General features: G+C 63.7%; 11 protein-coding genes. 4 read left to right on the top strand and 7 right to left on the bottom strand.

Annotation, left to right across the window (positions count from 1 at the left end; genetic code table 11):
* The first annotated feature begins 235 nt into the window (after positions 1-235).
* Together METAC_RS23260 and recN are read left to right on the top strand one after the other, a co-directional pair.
* Positions 236-1,147, top strand: coding sequence for an outer membrane protein assembly factor BamD (locus tag METAC_RS23260; protein ID WP_245257466.1), 912 nt, complete (start codon positions 236-238; stop codon positions 1,145-1,147).
* Positions 1,148-1,188: 41 nt separating this feature from the next.
* Positions 1,189-2,853: a DNA repair protein RecN gene (recN, locus tag METAC_RS0111010; RefSeq protein WP_026607071.1), complete on the top strand. Its 1,665-nt coding sequence runs from the start codon at positions 1,189-1,191 to the stop codon at positions 2,851-2,853.
* Between the two features lie 29 nt (positions 2,854-2,882).
* On the opposite strand, the gene METAC_RS23255 is transcribed toward recN, so the two are convergent.
* The gene (locus METAC_RS23255; RefSeq protein WP_156898188.1) at positions 2,883-3,125 is read right to left on the bottom strand and encodes a hypothetical protein; all 243 of its coding nucleotides are present in this window, start codon (positions 3,123-3,125) and stop codon (positions 2,883-2,885) included.
* A 199-nt stretch (positions 3,126-3,324) separates the two neighbouring features.
* Positions 3,325-3,498, bottom strand: coding sequence for a hypothetical protein (locus METAC_RS26470; protein WP_156898187.1), 174 nt, complete (start codon positions 3,496-3,498; stop codon positions 3,325-3,327).
* An 889-nt stretch (positions 3,499-4,387) separates the two neighbouring features.
* Between METAC_RS26470 and METAC_RS0110985 the strand changes: the two genes are divergently transcribed.
* Together METAC_RS0110985 and METAC_RS0110980 are read left to right on the top strand one after the other, a co-directional pair.
* Positions 4,388-5,215 (top strand): carbon-nitrogen hydrolase family protein, encoded by an 828-nt coding sequence (locus tag METAC_RS0110985; RefSeq protein WP_026607068.1) that lies wholly within the window; start codon positions 4,388-4,390, stop codon positions 5,213-5,215.
* 110 nt (positions 5,216-5,325) lie between these two features.
* A complete protein-coding gene (locus tag METAC_RS0110980; protein WP_084143976.1) occupies positions 5,326-6,843 on the top strand; it encodes a peptide ABC transporter substrate-binding protein in 1,518 nt (505 codons plus the stop codon).
* A gap of 479 nt (positions 6,844-7,322) precedes the next feature.
* Here the strand turns inward: METAC_RS0110980 and METAC_RS0110970 are convergent, their stop codons facing one another.
* From METAC_RS0110970 to lptM, 5 genes are all read right to left on the bottom strand, one after another.
* Complete coding sequence (locus METAC_RS0110970; RefSeq protein WP_026607066.1) at positions 7,323-7,910, bottom strand: cob(I)yrinic acid a,c-diamide adenosyltransferase; 588 nt, start codon at positions 7,908-7,910, stop codon at positions 7,323-7,325.
* A 129-nt stretch (positions 7,911-8,039) separates the two neighbouring features.
* Positions 8,040-8,228 carry a twin transmembrane helix small protein gene (locus tag METAC_RS0110965; protein WP_026607065.1) on the bottom strand — a complete coding sequence of 63 codons (189 nt, stop codon included), beginning with the start codon at positions 8,226-8,228 and terminating at the stop codon, positions 8,040-8,042.
* 209 nt (positions 8,229-8,437) lie between these two features.
* Positions 8,438-11,083, bottom strand: coding sequence for a TIGR02302 family protein (locus METAC_RS0110955; protein WP_036255475.1), 2,646 nt, complete (start codon positions 11,081-11,083; stop codon positions 8,438-8,440).
* A gap of 94 nt (positions 11,084-11,177) precedes the next feature.
* A complete protein-coding gene (lysA, locus tag METAC_RS0110950) occupies positions 11,178-12,449 on the bottom strand; it encodes a diaminopimelate decarboxylase (protein WP_026607063.1) in 1,272 nt (423 codons plus the stop codon).
* Between the two features lie 15 nt (positions 12,450-12,464).
* Positions 12,465-12,773 carry an LPS translocon maturation chaperone LptM gene (lptM, locus tag METAC_RS23250; RefSeq protein WP_156898186.1) on the bottom strand — a complete coding sequence of 103 codons (309 nt, stop codon included), beginning with the start codon at positions 12,771-12,773 and terminating at the stop codon, positions 12,465-12,467.
* Positions 12,774-12,850 lie beyond the last annotated feature (77 nt).

The raw sequence follows: 12,850 nt of genomic DNA, 5'->3' as shown, positions 1-12,850 counted from the left end.
GCTTTCAGAAAAGAGGGGTGCCAGCTTTCGGCCGGCGTCCCGCTCGCGATCGTCGAGCCGGCCGGGGAGACGCAGGCCGCGGCCGCCGCCATCGAATTTCGACCCTTGATGGCCGCCGCCACACTAATGCCGTTTAGTCGCCGCACCTAACGAGGGCGAAGCTGGCGGAATGGCGCTGGTTGGGTTAGGAAGCTTTCGGGCCGATTGGCTTTTTGGCGATGATCGAGCGAAACGCATGAATGACGCGTCAAACATGATCGAGCGGCGGGCGACGGTTCTGCCCCGCGCGGCGGCTCGCGGCTTCCGGCTGGCGGCGGCGGGGGCTTTGGCCCTGTCGGCCTCGGCCTGTTCGTCGGCCGATTCGTTCAACCCTTTGAATATTTTCGGCGGCGAGAAATATAAGACCGAGATCGTTCCCGACGTCCCTGCGGACGACCTTTACAATCAGGGCCTCGCTCGTCTGCAGAAGAAGGACTATGCGGCGGCGGCGAAGAAATTCGCCGATTTGGATAAGCAATATCCCTATTCGCAATGGCAGAGGAAAGGTCTGATGATGACCACCTTCAGCCAATATCAAGCCGGAAGCTATGACGACGCGATCGCGTCCGCCAAGCGCTATATTCAGCTTTATCCTTCGTCGCCGGACATCTCCTACGCCTATTATCTCGAGGCCATGTCCTATTATAATCAGATCCCGGAAATCAGCCGCGATCAGGACCGGGCCGCGAAGGCCGCCGAATTATTCGCTTTGATCCTCGAAAAATATCCGAAATCGGAATATGCGGAAGATGCGCGCTACAAGCTGCAAGTCGCGCGCGATCAGCTCGCCGGGAAGGAAATGCTGGTCGGGCGCTATTATCTTAACCAGCATAATTACGCTGCGGCCATCAATCGCTTCCGCGAGGTTCTCGCGAAATATCAAACGACCCGCCACACCGAGGAAGCCTTGATGCGGCTGACCGAGGCCTATTTGGCCCTCGGCATCACCAATGAGGCGCAGACGGCCGCCGCCGTGCTCGGTCATAATTTCCCGGACTCGGTCTGGTACAAGGACGCCTATGCGCGCCTCCAGAGCGACGGGTTAGAGCCGCACGAGGACCAGGGCTCCTGGATCTCCAAGGCGTTTCATAAAATGGGTCTCGGCTAGACGCGGCTTTCGCGGGCCGACCGGGGGGAGAGTTCGACCCCATGCTCGTTCAGCTCTCCATCCGCGACATCGTTCTCATCGACAGGCTCGATCTCGAGCTCGGCTCGGGGCTCACCGTGCTGACCGGCGAGACCGGCGCCGGCAAATCGATCCTGCTTGACGCCTTTTCCCTTACGCTCGGCGCGCGCGGCGACGGCGCGCTGGTGCGACATGGCGAGGCGCAAGGCCAGGTGACGGCGGTCTTCGAGCTCGACGCGCGCCATCCGGCGATCGCCGCGGCGAAAGCCCAAGACATCGAGGTTGATGGCGGCCTGATTCTGCGCCGGGTTCAGCTCGCGGACGGCCGCACCCGGGCCTTCGTCAATGATCAGCGGGTCACGACCCAGGCGCTCAAGGCGATCGCCCGCGAGCTCGTCGAAATTCATGGGCAGCATGACGATCGCGCGCTCGTCAATGCGAGCACCCATCGGCAGCTGGTCGACGCCTATGGCGGGCTCGGTCCGCAATGCGCCGCCGTTCGCGCCGCACATGCGCGGCTGGGCGAGGCGAAATCCGAAAGCCTCAGAGAACAGGCGCGCGTCGAAAAAGTGCGCGTCGAGGCGGATTATCTTCGCCATGCCTTCGCCGAGCTAGACAGGCTCTCGCCGCAACCGGGCGAGGAAGAGGCTTTGGCGCAACGACGCTCGGCTATGATGCAGGCCGAAAAGGTGACGGCCGAGCTGCGCGACGTGCATGAGATGCTTTCCGGCGGCGGATCGCCTCTTGCGAGCCTCTCCTCGGCGCTGCGACGGCTCGAGCGTCGGCGAGAGCTGGCGCCGGGCCTCGTCGCGCCGGCTGCGCAAGCCCTCGACGCCGCTTTGACGGCGCTCGATCTCGCGGCCCAGACGCTCGAGCAAGCGCTGCGCGACGCTGATTACGATCCGCGCGAGTTGGAGCAGGCCGAGGAACGGCTTTTCGCCTTGCGCGCGGCCGGCCGTAAATTTTCGGTTCCGGTCGAGGCCTTGGCGGAGCTTGCCGCAAATTTTTCCGCGAGCCTGGCCGATCTCGACGCCGGCGAAGCCAGACTTCTCCAGCTCCAGGAGGCAGTCAAGACCGCGGAAGCAGACTATGAGGCCGCCGCCCGGATCTTGTCGGAGGCGCGAAAGAAATCCGCCGGCGCGCTCGACCGCGCCGTAAACGCCGAGCTCGCCCCGTTGAAGCTCGAAGGCGCGCAGTTCTCGACGGAGATCGGCGTCGAGCCCGCCGGAGCGGAAGGGCGCGACCAGATCGAGTTCTGGGTGCGGACCAATCCGGGAACGAGGCCGGGTCCTCTGATGAAAGTCGCATCGGGGGGCGAACTCGCGCGTTTCATGCTGGCGCTCAAGGTGGTGCTCGCGGACAAGGGCTCCGCCCCGACGCTCGTGTTTGACGAGATCGACACCGGCGTCGGCGGCGCCGTGGCCGATGCGATCGGGCACAGACTGGAGCGGCTCGCATCGCGCGTGCAGGTGCTGGCGGTGACCCATGCGCCGCAAGTCGCTGCCCGCGCGGAGGGTCATTTCCGCATCGCCAAGGATCAGACCGAGCGCGGGCGTCGGGTCGCAACGCGGGTGACTGATCTCAGCAAGGACGCGCGGCGCGAGGAAATCGCGCGCATGCTCGCCGGCGCCACGGTCACCGACGAGGCGAGGGCGGCGGCGACGCGTCTGATAAAAGAGACGCGGTGAAACGCTTTTGCTTCGTCCTATTGCGCCGGCTAGCCGTGATGATGCGCGTAATGCCGACGTTTATGGTGATGACGGAGACCCCAGCTGTTGGCGATTCCCGGGCCGGCCGTATAGCCGATGACGCCGCCGGCGACCAGACCGATTGGGCCGCCGACCACGGCGCCCGCGAGCGCTCCCATCGCGCCGTCGCCGAGACGCTCCTGCGCGGATGCGACGGCGGAGATGCACGAGAAGCTGATGATCGCAATCATGATTGCAAGCGCGCGTTTCAACTCGAATCTCCCTCCTGTCCGACGCGTCTGGAGCGTCTTGAACCGCTCATGGCGCGAAGATGTGGAAAGATCGCGTTGATTCGAGGGCGGGCGCGGAACCATCCGGCGGATCTCGTGCCGCAACGCAGGCGACCAAATTCGCGCCGGCTCGATCGAAACTGAAATTTTGAATCGCCGCGTCGTCCGATGGGGACGCGGGTCAGGGCGATTGGATCGGCTTGACGTCCATCTGCTCGACTTCATAGGGCGAGTCGTCTTCCGGCTCGGACTTTACAAAATAGACGGAGCCGAATTTCCAAATAATCGCGCCGATAATCAGGACAGCGAAAAAGATGACTTTCTGCTTCAACGACATCTTGGCCGATGCGTTCATAATCAACCTCGTGCTTGACTTGAGCGGCGCTCGAAAAAGGCGATAGGCCTTTGCGATCGGGCCAGCTTCAAGTCCTTGATTTAGATCGACTTCCTGGAGCATGCTTCAGATCAGACGGCCCCGTCCAATCGAGACGCGCGCAAGGACGAGCGTCTTGCCTGTCCATCGCTCAATGTCCCAATATCGGTTGGCCCGCGTTTCGTCCAGAGCGCTGCGCAAAGAGGGCGACCCGCCGCGCTGCGTCGGCTTGCATCGCCTCGAACGCAAAAAAGCGGCGCCGCCGACATTCAGTCGGATCCGGCGCCGCCCTGGATCAAAATTAGGTACGTGCTAAAATTTTTGGATTAAGATCTGCGTGCTGAAGTGTTTGCACAATAGGTGCGTCGCTTTCATCAATATGTGCGCTGGCGCACATCGCGAATGGTCTGACCGGTTCATTGTTGCTAGATGCGCTGGCGCGCATCGCATTTTTGTCTGCGAGCGTGCCCAGGGCGCACAGGCCAGTCTCAGCGTAATAGGGGCAGGGGTCGTTCGCATCGCCTGCGGGCGGTTTCCGATCATTCGACGAGGGTTCGAACGAACCCATCTCCGGGGCGGAGCGAACGCCCTTCCAGCCTTCCCGATCATGGGCCGCGGCCGAGCCAGCCGCCGTTTCCGATCGTTCGCGGCGGTAGTTCGGCGCGGGTTTCGAAAACGCATCTATTGGAATCGCGCGATCGAGCCTTATGTCTCGTCTCGGCTTGCGCGGCGAGCGCCCAAGAGGCCGGGCAGGCACTCGAAACGTCCCGAAACCCGCCCATTCGCGCCTGCATCCACTTCTCGATCGAACCCATCCGCGATCGTCCAAAATGGACTATCATGACGGCGCCCGGCCTCAGCGGAGCGTGAGATGAAAATTTCCTTGATCCAGATGAATTCGATCAACGACAAGCCGGCGAATATCGCCGCCGCGACCAGGCTGATCGAGCAGGCCGTCGCCGAGGAGCGGCCGGACTGGATCGGGCTGCCAGAATGTTTCGACTTCATCGGCGGTCGTCGCGCCGACAAGGAAGCGGCCGCCGAGCGGCTGCCCGAGGGGCCCGCCTATCGCGCCATGCAGGAACTCGCGCGTCGCCATCGCGTCTTCATCCATGCCGGATCGATCCTGGAAAAGGCCGAAGGCGAGGAGCGGCTGCGCAACACGACCGTTGTCTTCGACCGCGACGGCGCCGAGATCGCGCGCTATCGCAAGATCCATATGTTCGACATTACCGCCCCCGACGGGACCGAATATCGCGAGAGCGCGGCCTTCGCACCGGGCGAGGCGGTCGCGGTCTATCCCTGCGAGGACATGATCGTCGGCTGCTCCATTTGCTACGACATCAGATTTCCCGACTTGTTTCAGGTTCTCGTCGCCAAAGGCGCGGAAATGATCGTGCTTCCCGCCGCCTTCACCCAGCAAACCGGGAAGGATCATTGGGAGGTTCTATGCCGCGCCCGCGCGATCGAGACGCAAACCTATTTTTGCGCCCCCGCCCAAACAGGCGCGCATAAGATCGGCGACGAGACGCGCCATTCCTACGGCCATTCCCTTGTCGTCGACCCCTGGGGCCATGTCGTCGCCAAAGCCTCGGACGGCGCGGGCGTCGTCTCGACGCGGATCGATCTCGATCGGGTCAAGACGGTGCGGCGGCAAATTCCGGTTGCGCAGCACAAAGTTCCTTTGGCGCGCGTCTGAGGCCTTGTCTGATGCGCGCAACGGGGAGTTTCAGCACCGCGGCTCGGCTCGTTCTCCTTCTTTTGCCCGCTTGGCTTGTCGCGAGTCAGTTTGACGAATTACGGGCGGAAATGATTTGGCGGCGCGGCGCGCTCGCCGATCCTGGATCGCTCGATCCGCATAAGGGGACCAAGGTTATCGAGAGCGATGTTCTCGATGAGCTCTTCGAGGGGCTCGTCACCCGCGACGCGCGGGGGGCGATCGTTCCGGGCGTCGCGCGAAGCTGGACCGAAAGCGCCGACGGCGCCATTTACACGTTTCACCTTCGCGAGGATGCGAGATGGTCGAATGGCGACAAGGTCGTCGCGGAGGATTTCGTCTACGCCTTCCGCCGGCTGATGGCGCCCGCGACAGGCGCGCCCTACGCCAATATTCTCTACACGTTGAAGAACGCCGAAAAAATCAACAAGGGTCGATTGCCGGTGGAGAGCCTCGGCGCGCGGGCCCTGGGAGAAGCCACGCTCGAAATCACGCTTGAGCGGCCGGCGCGCTATTTCATCGATCAACTCGCCCATATGACCGCTCTGCCTTTGCATCGCGCCTCGGTCGAGGCCTATGGCGCGGATTTCGTGCGGCCGGCCCATATCGTGACGAATGGTCCTTTCAGGCTGAAGGCGTTCACACCGAACGACCAGCTCGTCCTCGCCAAAAACCCCTATTTTCACGATGCGGCGCAAGTCGCGCTCGACGGCGAGATCTTTATACCCATTGAAGACCGCGCCGCCGGCCTGCGTCGTTTCATGGCGGGCGAGATCTATTCCTATGACGATGTCCCGGCCGAGCAGCTGGCTTTCGTACGGGCGCATTTGGGAGCGCAACTGCGGATCGCGCCGAGCCTCGCCAGCTATTTTTACGTTTTCGACACGCGCCGCGAACCCTTCAATGATCGAAGGGTTCGCCAAGCCCTCTCGATGGCCGTCGATCGCGAGTTTCTCGCAGAAAAAATTTGGCGCGGCGCGATGGAGCCCGCCTATGGCTTCGTGCCGCCGGGCATTTCGAGCTACGGTCCGCCCTGTGCCGTCGCCTGGAAAAGCACGAGCCTTTTCGATCGTGAGGATGAGGCCAAACGTCTGCTGCGCGAGGCGGGCTTCGGCGAAGGCGGACGAAAGCTCGAGGTCGAGATCCGCTTCAACAATTCGGAAAATCATCGTGCGACGGCTGTCGCGATCGCCGATATGTGGAAAACGCTTGGTGTCGAGACTAGGCTTCTCGGAACCGACGCCGCAAGCCATTACGCGTTTATGCGCGAGAAGGGCGCGTTCGACGTCGCGCGGTCGGGTTGGTTCGCCGATTATCCTGACGCGCAGAATTTTCTCTTTCTCGCCGAGAGCGACAATAAGAGCCTTAATTCGTCGAATTTTTCCAACGCAGCCTATGACGCGCTGATGCGCGAGGCGACGACGGAGCCCTCGCCGGAGCGCCGCCGGCGCTTTCTGCGCGAGGCCGAGGCCCTGCTGCTCGACGAACAGCCTTATCTCGTTCTCCTGACCTATAAATCCGCGTATCTCGTCTCGACGAAATTGCGCGGCTGGGAGCCGAATGCGCTCGCCGCCCATTATGGCCGTTATGTCTCGATCGCGCCGGATTGAGCGCCGAGGCCGGCTTCGATCCCCGTGGCCAGCGACCGTGTGTCACAATTGACATAGAGGCATGACAAGAGCACGTTAACGTTGCTTTCGCCGTTAATGGGAACGGCGATCGACAAAGAAAGGTCTCGTCAGGAACGCGTCTACGTCACGTCAATCTCCAACGTCACGTCAAGCGAGGAGCCATGACTCCACCTGGTCGGATTATTTGACCCTGAGGCGACAGGGTCACGACGTCGCCAAGGCCTGAAGGCTAGGCCTCATCGGTAGCGTCGGACAAGCCAAATCTTCAAATTGGAGCGTTCGCTAAGGCGGGCGTCTCCTTCAGACGACATCATCTGCAACAGTACAGATCGCTTCGGAACGCCGAAGCAGGGCCCCGCTGCCGCTCCAAAGCGCCGGGGTCCTTCGCGCATCTTGAGCGCGTTCCGATCGGCGGATCGCCGGATCGAGATTAACTCCGCCGTAAAGCCGATCGCGCCTTATCGATTTTGCCCCGGCACCCATAAAATATCGCCTTCTCCCTTGCGATTGACGTGGCGCGCGGCGACGAACAAAAAGTCGGACAGGCGATTGACATACTTGAGCGCGGGCTCGCCGACGATCTCGCCGGGGCATTGCGCGAGGGAGACGATCCGCCGCTCTGCGCGTCGCGCGATCGCGCGGGCGAGATGAAGCGCCGCCGCCGCAGGGGAGCCGCCCGGCAGCACAAAAGACAAGAGAGGCGTGAGATCGGCATTCAATTCGTCGATCTCACGTTCGAGCCGATCGACCTGCGATTGGACGATGCGCAAAGGCTCGCGACCCGGAGCAGCGTCCGACGAGGGGACGCAAAGGTCGGCGCCGAGATCGAAGAGATCATTCTGCACGCAGAGCAGCATAGCGTCGACCCGGGCGCATTCGGGGTCCATCGTGGTCGAGACGCGGGCGAGGCCGATGGCCGAATTGGTTTCGTCGACCGCGCCATAGGCTTCGACCCGGAGATCGTTTTTCAGGCGGCGTTCGCCGGTGCCGAGCGCGGTCGCGCCTTTGTCGCCGGTCCGCGTGTAGATCTTGTTCAAGACGACCATGGCTGTTCCGCTGTCTTGGAGATTCCCGACTGGATTTTCTCAATCGTGCGCCGGCGAGCCTGCGGTGCGCCGAGCCGAAACGGTGCCGTCGCGCGGGTTCGAGCAGTCGTTAAGGGCCGGCTCTGAATTTCAGCCGCGCAGCCAGAGGACTCCCATGATGAGGACGATGGCGAAAAATTGAAGTCCGATCCGCCAACGCATGAAGAGCTGCGACCGGTTCGCGGGACCGCCGCGCAACGTGTTGTAGAGGCCCAGCAGAAGCACGACGACCACGGCGCCCAGAGAGGTCGCGACGAGAAGATTGCAAGCTAATCTCATAAAGGGCTGTTCCTCTAGAAAGCTGTGGCGCGGCGAGATCGTGATCAAATCTCGCCATTAGGCGCGCGACGCCGCAGCGGGCGCGATCGATAACGGCATGTTCCGAAAAAACTGATCGATTTTTTCGATTGGAACATGGTCCAACTCTTTGATCCGGAGCGCGTTCTTCTCGATTGGAAGATTTCGTCCAATTGGAGCGCGCTCGAGGGTCAATATCGCCGCAGAAGGCGCTCCAGATAATCGAGCTCCTCTTGCGGACGCGCGGGCTCCCCTAGGCGACGGCGCAATTCCTCGAGGACGCGCTGGGCGCGTTGCGCCGCGGGCGCCCCCATGGGATCGAACCGAGCGCGCGGATTGAATACCCGATCGCCGCTCGTCGGCCGCCCCAGCGGGTCTGAGTCCTCCTGGCCGAAACGGCCGTTCCCCCCTTGGCCTTCCTCGCCTTCGCCATCGCCGTCTTGCGCCTCGCCCGAAGCGCCGCCCTCACCTTGCTGTCGCATGGCGTCGGCGAGCTTTTGCGCGCCTTCGCGCAAGGCGTCGACGGCGCGCCCCTGCGCCTCGACCGCTTCCTCGCCGCTCCGCGCGCCTTGGCCCAGCGCCTTCGCGGCGTCATTCATCGCGTCCTGCGCCTCGTCGAGATCCTTTTCGTCCTGGCCCAACTGCCGCAGCCGCTGCTCGAGTTTGTCGAGACGCTCGCGTAGCGCCTGTTGGCGCTTGGCGAGCTCGCCCGCCTTGGCGTCGCTCTGCGGCGATGATTTCTTGGGCGCGGCGTTTCGCTGGTCCGCCTCGTCGCCGTCGTCGGCGCGATCGCCTGATCCGAATTGGCCGGACAGGCCCATTTGCTCTTGCTGGCGCCTTTGCCTCCGCCTGTCTTCCTCGCCGTTCTGATAGGTCTCGTCGCGCAAATCCTGCTGGTCGCGGCTCATCTCGCCAAGCTCGTCGAGCGCGCGGCTCATTTCCCGCGTCCGCGGATCGGCCTTGTGCGGCCGCGCCGCCTGCAGATTTTCGAGAATATTTTGCAGCTGCTCCAGCATTTTCCGGGCGTCGGCAAGGTCGCCGGAGCGCGCCATTTGCTCCATCTTGTCGAGCATGGCCTGCAATTGCTTCGGATTGATCGTCCGACCAGCCTCGCCGCCGCGATCGTTCCGGTCCGCCTGCTCCTGCCTCCGTCCTGCGAGCTCGCTGAGGAACTTGTCCATAGCGGCGCGGAGATTTTCGCTGAGCTTGCGAATCTCCTCCTCGGGCGCCTCGCGCTCCAGGGCCTCGCGCAGGCTTTGTTCGGCCGCGCGAAGATCGCGCTCGGCGTCGGAGAGATCGCCGTTTTCGATGCGCAGCGCCATCTCCCAGAGGAAATCCGCGACCGCGACGAGATCCGCGTCATTGCCGGAAGTTTGCAGCCGAGTCAGCGCCGTCCGCAATCCGAGATAGATGCTAGCGCTCGTGCCGAAGGCCTCCGGCGCGATCATCAGCCCTTCGAGCGCGTTTTCGACCCTCGCCTTGTCGTCCGGCGCGAGAACGAGGTTGCGGCGCTGTTCCGCGAGCGCGCGGGCGAGAGGCTTCACAAAAGGCTTTTGCGGAAGGACGATTTCGATCGGCTGAGCCTTGCCTTCATTGCCGCCTTCGTCGTGGGCGATCAGGGTCATCTCGACCTGCGCGCCGGCCCAGGGATGCTCGGAGAGATCAGCCGTGGTTTCGGCTTCGCCGCCGGACTGGGGCCCCGGCGGCAGCGTGAGCGAAATACGCGGCGGATCGACGAGGGAGCGCGTCGCCGGCCGTCCGCCCGGCAGGGTCGGATGGGCGAATCCGGCCTCGGCGTTGACGACGCCATAATCGTCGGCGAGCTGGTAGGCGAGCGTCAGCGAACCCCGCGCATTGGTCCGGGGGACGTCGGTGAGGGCGATGGTCGGCGGCTGGTCGGGGATTGCGATCAGATCGAAGGCGCGGGTGCGCCCGTCGGGCAGGCCGAGCGTAAGGTGGGCGTCGCCGCGCAGGACAAGCCGCGTCGCCGCGCCGCTTCTTGCCGCCGGAGGAGAGGGCGGCGGTACGGCAGTGTCGGCTTTATCCTTCTCCGGCGCGGCGAGCGCGCCTTTTATTTCTAGCCTCGGCGCGCCGCCCGATGCACTGACAATGACGAGAGAGCCGGCCGGCGCCTCGACTTTCTGGGCAGCCTCTGCCCGAGCGGCGCCGAGATCGAGAATGATCGGCGTCTTGCCTGTATAGGCGGGTGGATCGATCCAGGCGTCGAGACGCGCGCCCGGACGCGACATGCCCTCGAAGCGCCACTCAAAAGCGGCGGCGAGCCTAGCGTATCTTTCCGGGCCCGCGACGAAGGCCATGGCGACCAAGCTCGCGAGTATGGCGGCGCGCAAGGCGTAGCGATCGAGATCGACCAGACGCGGCGAGGGCGCGCCGGTTCTAAGCAAGCCGAGCTTTTGCTCCGCGCGGCGCTGGTGGAGGCCCCACAAGGCGCGGGTCGCTGCGTCGTCCTCGCCATTGCCGAGCCGGTCCTCGAGGACGCGGGCGGGACCATGGGCGAAGCCCGAGACTCGGTCGATCCGCGCCAGAGCCTCGGCGCGCGAGGGAAAGCGGAACTTGCGCAAGGAAAGGAGGGAAACGAGCAATCCGAGGCCGAAGAGACCGACGCCGAGGCTTCGCTCGAGGCTCGGAGCTCCGAGCCAAATCCCGGTCCAGGATACGCAAATGAACAGGCCGATCACGAGAAGAGGCGGCGTGACGAGACGCCAGACGCGCTCCAGCAAAAGGACGAGGCGGCCCCTCGCCGCGAGGCGATCGAGACGTCGTCTTGCGGGACCCTGAGGCGAGGCCTCGGACCGCGATGAAAGTGGCTGTTCCAACGCCAGCTGACTTATCTCCTCAGACCTGGCCGCGGCGACAAAGCGGAAAAGCTAGCACTTTAACGGCAGAGCGCCAGAGAATGGCGCAGATTATTTAGTCCAACCAAGCCGGAATTCTGTCGAGTCCGATCAATTCCTCGTATGTTTTGCGCGGGCGCACGACGGCCGCCCGCGCTCCGCTGACGAGAACCTCGGGAACGAGCAGCCGTGAATTATAGGTCCCGGCTTGGACCGCGCCATAGGCGCCGGCGGACATGACCGCCAGAAGATCGCCCGGCGAAGGCTCCGGCAGCTTGCGCCCAAGCGCGAGGAAATCGCCGGTCTCGCAGACGGGACCGACGACGTCGGCAACGATCTCTGGCGTTCCCGGAGGCGCGGCGCGGACGGATTCGACGTCGTGATGCGCTTCGTAAAGGGTCGGGCGGACCAGATCGTTCATCGCCGCGTCGACGATCACGAAGGTCTTGGCTTCGCCGCGCTTCACGAAAATGACGCGGGTCACGAGAACCCCGGCATTGCCGACGATGAGCCGGCCGGGCTCGAAAATCAGTCGGCAGCCGAGATTGCCGAGCCTTGCCTTGACGATGGCTGCATAGCGGTCGGGATGATAGGTTTCCGGGTCGTCCCGGTCGCTATAGGGAATGCCGAGGCCGCCGCCAAGGTCGACATGCGAAATCGCGCGTCCGTCGGCGCGTAGCTCGCGCACGAGATCGGCGACGAGGCTGAAAGCGTCGTCGAAGGGGGCGAGATCGGTGATTTGCGAGCCGATGTGGAGATCGACGCCGGCGACCTCCAGTCCCGGCAGCGCCGCCGCCTCGGCAAAAACCTTCCGCGCGCGGCTCACGGGAATGCCGAACTTATTCTCCGCCTTTCCTGTCGAGATCTTGGCGTGGGTCTTCGCGTCGACGTCGGGATTGAGGCGGATTGCGACCGGGGCGACCACGCCTTTGCCGGCCGCGACGCTCGATAGAGCGTGAAGCTCCGGTTCCGATTCGACGTTGAAGCAGAAAATGCCGCGATCGAGCGCGAAGGCCATTTCCCCTTGGGTCTTGCCGACTCCGGAAAATGTGATCTTGCCGGGGTCCGCGCCCGCCGCGAGCGCGCGCCGCAGCTCGCCCTCCGACACAACGTCCATGCCGGCGCCGCGCCGCGCCAATGCGGTGAGGACCGCCTGATTGGAATTGGCCTTGACGGCGTAGCAGACGAGCGAATCGAGGCTGGCAAAAGCGGATTTGAAGACGTCGTAATGGCGGGCGATCGTCGCCAGCGAATAGCAATAGAAAGGCGTGCCGACCTCGGCGGCGAGAGCGGCGAGATCGACGTCTTCGGCGTGCAGCACGCCGTTCTTCATTTCAAAATGGTGCATGGAGTTGGCGGCGCGTCAGAGCAGGGGATCGAGGAAGAAGGGTTTCGGCGGGACCGTCGCGCGTGGAGGAAGGGCCTTTGCAGGCTCTGTCTTGCCCTCAGCTTGGGCTTCAGCGGCCACGGCGGGGTTCGGCGCCGACGGGTCGGGCGAATTTTTAGGCCCTTGGACCGCGTCCGGCGTGCCGGTCAAAGGCGCGTTCGAGGCCGCCGCTCCCGGGGGAGGCTCGAGCGGCCCGCGCCGCCCGCAGCCGCTGAGGCAGAGCGCGCAAAGGGCTAGCGCGCCAAGAATAGGCAGGGCGCCGAAATTTGGGCGAACAAAAAACATCGCGAAGGGGCTCCCGGATGGAACGCCACTATAGACGAGGTTTTGGCCCAAGCGAATTTTTTGATCGGAGCAGCGAC

This window comes from Methylocapsa acidiphila B2 (assembly GCF_000427445.1).
Lineage (GTDB): Bacteria > Pseudomonadota > Alphaproteobacteria > Rhizobiales > Beijerinckiaceae > Methylocapsa > Methylocapsa acidiphila.
The sequence above is the reverse complement of the archived record's forward strand: the minus strand, read 5'-3'. Positions and strand labels throughout refer to the sequence as shown.

Bases quoted from the DNA above. Each gene is read 5' to 3' on its own strand.
- METAC_RS23260 (WP_245257466.1), top strand. From the start codon at position 236: ATGAATGACGCGTCAAACATGATCGAGCGGCGGGCGACGGTTCTGCCC.
- recN (WP_026607071.1), top strand. From the start codon at position 1,189: ATGCTCGTTCAGCTCTCCATCCGCGACATCGTTCTCATCGACAGGCTC.
- METAC_RS26470 (WP_156898187.1), bottom strand. From the start codon at position 3,498: ATGAACGCATCGGCCAAGATGTCGTTGAAGCAGAAAGTCATCTTTTTC.
- METAC_RS0110985 (WP_026607068.1), top strand. From the start codon at position 4,388: ATGAAAATTTCCTTGATCCAGATGAATTCGATCAACGACAAGCCGGCG.
- METAC_RS0110980 (WP_084143976.1), top strand. From the start codon at position 5,326: ATGATTTGGCGGCGCGGCGCGCTCGCCGATCCTGGATCGCTCGATCCG.
- METAC_RS0110970 (WP_026607066.1), bottom strand. From the start codon at position 7,910: ATGGTCGTCTTGAACAAGATCTACACGCGGACCGGCGACAAAGGCGCG.
- METAC_RS0110965 (WP_026607065.1), bottom strand. From the start codon at position 8,228: ATGAGATTAGCTTGCAATCTTCTCGTCGCGACCTCTCTGGGCGCCGTG.
- lysA (WP_026607063.1), bottom strand. From the start codon at position 12,449: ATGCACCATTTTGAAATGAAGAACGGCGTGCTGCACGCCGAAGACGTC.
- lptM (WP_156898186.1), bottom strand. From the start codon at position 12,773: ATGTTTTTTGTTCGCCCAAATTTCGGCGCCCTGCCTATTCTTGGCGCG.